The sequence below is a fragment of the Serratia sp. (in: enterobacteria) genome (assembly GCF_046715635.1).
Classification (GTDB): Bacteria; Pseudomonadota; Gammaproteobacteria; order Enterobacterales; family Enterobacteriaceae; genus Chania.
This window is the reverse complement of the sequence record NZ_JBKJYW010000402.1, coordinates 1-3,190: the sequence shown is the minus strand read 5'-3', so window position 1 is coordinate 3,190 and position 3,190 is coordinate 1. Positions and strand designations below refer to the sequence as shown.

Genomic DNA, 3,190 nt, shown 5'->3' with positions numbered 1-3,190 from the left:
ATGAGCCACGCCGTCAGAGACTTGTTTTCTTACACGCTTACGTGTACGAACAGGTGCCTTTGCCATTATTCAATCACCCCGATTATTTCTTGATCGGTTTACGCGGACCCTTACGGGTACGTGCGTTGGTCTTAGTACGCTGACCGCGAACTGGCAGACCACGACGATGGCGTAAACCACGGTATGTACCAAGATCCATCAGACGCTTGATGCTCAGGGTAACTTCACGACGCAAATCACCTTCAACAGTGAATTTGGCAACTGCTTCACGCAGTTGTTCAATTTGCTCTTCAGACAGCTCACTGATCTTAACATTTTCAGCAATACCCGTCTCAGCACAGATAGACTGTGAACGAGTTTTGCCGATTCCGAAGATCGACGTTAACGCGATAACGGTATGTTTATGATCAGGAATGTTAATGCCTGCTATACGGGCCACTATGCACTCCTACTAATTTTTACGGCAACACCATTCTGAAAAGCCCGTTTTCAGGATACTCAAATAATGTTGCAGCTACATACAAAAGATTGGCTGGCTAATCTAGCCAGCTCAACCCAACTTTGCAAGAAAAATATGCGAGATAATCAGCCTTGACGCTGTTTATGCTTCGGCTCGGCGCTGCAAATCACACGAACGACACCGTTACGCTTAACGATTTTGCAGTTACGACATAATTTCTTGACGGAAGCACGAACTTTCATTTTTACTCTCCGTAACTTCTCAAACGCACCAGATTAGCGGTTATAGCCTTTCAGGTTTGCTTTCTTCAATGCAGACTCGTACTGACTTGACATCATCAGAGTTTGCACTTGAGCCATAAAGTCCATGATGACGACAACCACGATCAGTAGCGAGGTACCACCAAAGTAGAATGGTACTTTCATTGCATCACGCATGAACTCCGGGATCAGGCAGATGAAAGTAATGTACATCGCGCCCACCAGGGTTAAACGCGTCATCACTTTATCGATATATTTCGCCGTTTGCTCTCCCGGACGAATTCCTGGTACGAAGGCACCGGACTTCTTCAGGTTATCTGCTGTTTCACGCGGGTTGAAAACCAACGCCGTGTAGAAGAAACAGAAGAAGATGATTGCAGACGCATAGAGTAACACATAAAGCGGTTGTCCAGGCTGCAAATACAGCGAAATCGTTGTCAGCCAGTTCCAACCGGTACCGCCCCCAAACCATGATGCAATCGTGGCAGGGAACAGAATAATGCTGGAAGCGAAGATTGCCGGGATTACCCCTGCCATGTTCACTTTCAACGGTAAGTGTGTGCTCTGTGCTGCGTAGACACGACGTCCTTGCTGACGTTTCGCATAGTTAACGACGATACGACGTTGACCACGCTCAATGAAAACAACGAAGAAGGTTACTGCAAACACCAATACTGCAACCAACAGCAACAAGAGGAAGTGCAGGTCGCCTTGCCGAGCTTGCTCAATAGTATGGCCTACTGCCGGCGGAAGACCCGCCACAATACCCGCGAAGATAATGATTGAGATACCGTTACCGATACCACGCTCAGTAATCTGTTCGCCCAGCCACATCAGGAACATTGTCCCGGTAACCAGGCTCACAACCGCAGTAAAGTAGAACGCAAAGCCTGGGTTTAACACCAGGCCCTGCATACCAGGCATATTCGGCAGACCGGTAGCAATACCGATCGACTGGAATATGGCCAACACCAGCGTACCGTAGCGGGTGTACTGGCTAATCTTACGACGGCCAGCCTCCCCTTCTTTCTTGATTTCCGCCAACGCTGGGTGAACCACCGTCAGTAACTGGATAATGATCGAGGCCGAAATGTACGGCATGATCCCCAGAGCAAAAATAGAAGCACGGCTGAGAGCACCACCAGAGAACATGTTAAACATTTCAATGATGGTGCCTCTCTGCTGTTCGAGCAGTTTGGCAAGCACAGTGGCATCGATACCAGGAATCGGAATGAAAGAGCCAATGCGGAAAACAATCAGCGCGCCGATAACAAACAAAAGTCTGCGCTTCAGCTCACCGAGTCCGCCTTTAGCACTTTGAAAATCTAATCCTGGTTGCTTAGCCATCAGCTTACTTATTCCTCAATTTTACCGCCAGCAGCCTCGATAGCAACACGAGCGCCTTTGGTGACACGCAGACCACGCAGGGTAACCGGACGAGTGATTTCGCCAGAAAGCATAACTTTCGCGAACTCGATCTGGGTACCAACAACGTTAGCGGCTTTCAGCGTGTTCAGGTCGATTACGTCGCCTTCTACAAGAGCCAGTTCAGACAGACGAACTTCTGCCGTGATCATAGCTTTGCGCGAGGTGAAGCCGAATTTCGGCAAACGACGATATAAAGGCATCTGACCACCTTCAAACCCACGACGTACGCCACCGCCAGAACGTGAGTTCTGACCTTTGTGACCACGACCGGCGGTTTTACCCAGGCCAGAACCGATACCACGACCTACACGCTTAGGCGCATGCTTGGCACCTTCAGCCGGAGACAGAGTATTTAAACGCATCTGTTACTCCTCAACCTTAACCATGTAGGAAACCAGGTTGATCATACCGCGTACAGCAGGAGTATCCTCGCGCTCTACGGTGTGACCAATACGACGCAGACCCAGACCGAGCAGTGTAGCTTTATGCTTCGGCAGACGGCCAATGGAGCTGCGAACTTGTGTAACTTTGATAGTCTTAGCCATGGTCAATTACCCCAGAATGTCTGCAACGGATTTACCACGCTTGGCAGCGACCATTTCAGGAGACTTCATATTAGCCAAAGCGTCGATAGTTGCACGAACCACGTTGATCGGGTTGGTGGAACCATAAGCTTTAGCCAGTACGTTGTGCACCCCAGCAACTTCGAGAACGGCGCGCATTGCACCACCCGCGATGATACCGGTACCTTCATGAGCTGGCTGCATGAACACACGGGAACCCGTATGAGCACCTTTAACAGGGTGCTGCAGGGTGCCGCCGTTCAGCGCGACATTCATCATGTTGCGACGGGCTTTTTCCATCGCTTTCTGGATCGCTGCTGGAACTTCGCGTGCTTTGCCGTAGCCAAAACCAACGCGACCGTTACCATCACCAACTACTGTCAGTGCGGTAAAGCTGAAAATACGGCCACCTTTTACGGTTTTAGATACGCGGTTTACCGCGATCAGCTTTTCCTGCAGTTCGCCAGCTTGTTTTTCGA

The 3,190-nt window shown here is 49.8% G+C and carries 6 protein-coding genes and 1 pseudogene; all 7 read right to left on the bottom strand.

What is annotated here, in order from left to right:
* Positions 1–66, bottom strand: a pseudogene (locus ACLQ7H_RS20840) (30S ribosomal protein S11); the annotation flags it as partial.
* Between the two features lie 16 nt (positions 67–82).
* Positions 83–439: a 30S ribosomal protein S13 gene (gene rpsM / locus ACLQ7H_RS20835; RefSeq protein ID WP_021182217.1), complete on the bottom strand. Its 357-nt coding sequence runs from the start codon at positions 437–439 to the stop codon at positions 83–85.
* 146 nt (positions 440–585) lie between these two features.
* On the bottom strand, positions 586–702 hold the full coding sequence (gene rpmJ, locus ACLQ7H_RS20830; protein ID WP_002227352.1) for a 50S ribosomal protein L36: 117 nt from the start codon (positions 700–702) through the stop codon (positions 586–588).
* A gap of 33 nt (positions 703–735) precedes the next feature.
* Positions 736–2,067, bottom strand: coding sequence for a preprotein translocase subunit SecY (gene secY / locus ACLQ7H_RS20825; RefSeq protein WP_021182218.1), 1,332 nt, complete (start codon positions 2,065–2,067; stop codon positions 736–738).
* Between the two features lie 8 nt (positions 2,068–2,075).
* Complete coding sequence (gene rplO / locus ACLQ7H_RS20820; RefSeq protein WP_021182219.1) at positions 2,076–2,510, bottom strand: 50S ribosomal protein L15; 435 nt, start codon at positions 2,508–2,510, stop codon at positions 2,076–2,078.
* Between the two features lie 3 nt (positions 2,511–2,513).
* Complete coding sequence (gene rpmD, locus ACLQ7H_RS20815) at positions 2,514–2,693, bottom strand: 50S ribosomal protein L30 (protein WP_004956161.1); 180 nt, start codon at positions 2,691–2,693, stop codon at positions 2,514–2,516.
* Between the two features lie 6 nt (positions 2,694–2,699).
* Positions 2,700–3,190: 30S ribosomal protein S5 (gene rpsE / locus ACLQ7H_RS20810; RefSeq protein ID WP_411754306.1), on the bottom strand; the 491-nt coding region annotated here is incomplete at its 5' end.

Coding starts and splice junctions, on each gene's coding strand:
- rpmJ (WP_002227352.1), bottom strand. CDS start 702: ATGAAAGTTCGTGCTTCCGTCAAGAAATTATGTCGTAACTGCAAAATC.
- secY (WP_021182218.1), bottom strand. CDS start 2,067: ATGGCTAAGCAACCAGGATTAGATTTTCAAAGTGCTAAAGGCGGACTC.
- rplO (WP_021182219.1), bottom strand. CDS start 2,510: ATGCGTTTAAATACTCTGTCTCCGGCTGAAGGTGCCAAGCATGCGCCT.
- rpmD (WP_004956161.1), bottom strand. CDS start 2,693: ATGGCTAAGACTATCAAAGTTACACAAGTTCGCAGCTCCATTGGCCGT.